Annotated in this window: 1 protein-coding gene and 1 pseudogene; both read right to left on the reverse strand. The window is 75.9% G+C overall.

The window, feature by feature from the left end; genetic code table 11:
* Window positions 1-482 (reverse strand): single-stranded DNA-binding protein (locus G3I41_RS36250; RefSeq protein ID WP_164404768.1); only part of this gene is annotated, 482 nt, incomplete at its 3' end.
* A gap of 100 nt (window positions 483-582) precedes the next feature.
* A pseudogene (locus G3I41_RS36255) lies at window positions 583-953 on the reverse strand (ATP-binding protein); the annotation flags it as partial.

Consider the following 953-nt stretch of genomic DNA (forward strand, 5'->3'; position numbering starts at 1 on the left):
CCCTCGCCCGCCTCCTCCGCCCCGCCGGCCCCGGCCGCCTCCTCCGGCGCCTCCCGCACCGCCCACGGATCCGGCCCCGCCGCGACCGGCGCCGGACCGTACCTCGACGTCAGCCCCGGCTCGCCCCTGACCACCCGGCGGAACGCGGCCGTGCCCCGGGTCAGGTCGTGGCCCACCGCCACCGCCTCGATGTCCACGTAGGTCCGGCGCTGCCCCTCCAACTCCTCCTCGCGCACCTTCAGCCTGCCGTGCACCACCAGCGGCTCCCCCACCGCGACCGAGCCCGTCAGGTTCGCGGCCAGTGCGCGCCACGCCCACACGGTGTAGAAGCTCGTGTGCCCGTCGGCCCAGACCTCCTTCGCCCGGTCCCACCGCCGGGGCGTCACCGCGAACCTGAAGCGGGCCATCCCGCCGCTCGCCGTCTCCCGGAACTCCACCGCCGTCGCCGCGTTGCCCACCAGCGTCACCAGGGTCTCGTTCATGACTCCGCCTCCCCTTCGCCCGGATCCCGTGGCCGCGCCGTGCGCGCGGTCACCGGTTCCATGCTGGAGGGGAGGCGGGATTTCCGCTGGGAGCTGTGGACTAGCGGCCCGTTGTGGAAAACTCCGTCACCGCCACGTAGCGTTCCCGCACTTCGCGGTAGCGCATCAGCTCGGCGGCGACCGGGTCGAGCACCCGGGCCCGTCCGCAGGCCGCCGCAGCCTCGCGCAGCCGCCGTTCGGCCTCCTGCCCGTACCTCCGGGCGGGCCCCCGGGCCGCCGCCGCGCACGACCACTCGACGAGCGGGCCGCCGACGATGCCCGCGAGCATCACCAGGGCGGGCGTCAGCAGTCCCGGCTCGAGCACCCCGATGATCTGGCCGGCCAGCCACAGGCCGCCGAACACCTGCAACAGCGTCATCGCGACCTGCGCCAGCACCGCGGCCGGCCACCACGCGGGCCGGGGCGGTCTCC

This window comes from Streptomyces sp. SID9727 (assembly GCF_010550605.1).
Lineage (GTDB): Bacteria > Actinomycetota > Actinomycetes > Streptomycetales > Streptomycetaceae > Streptomyces.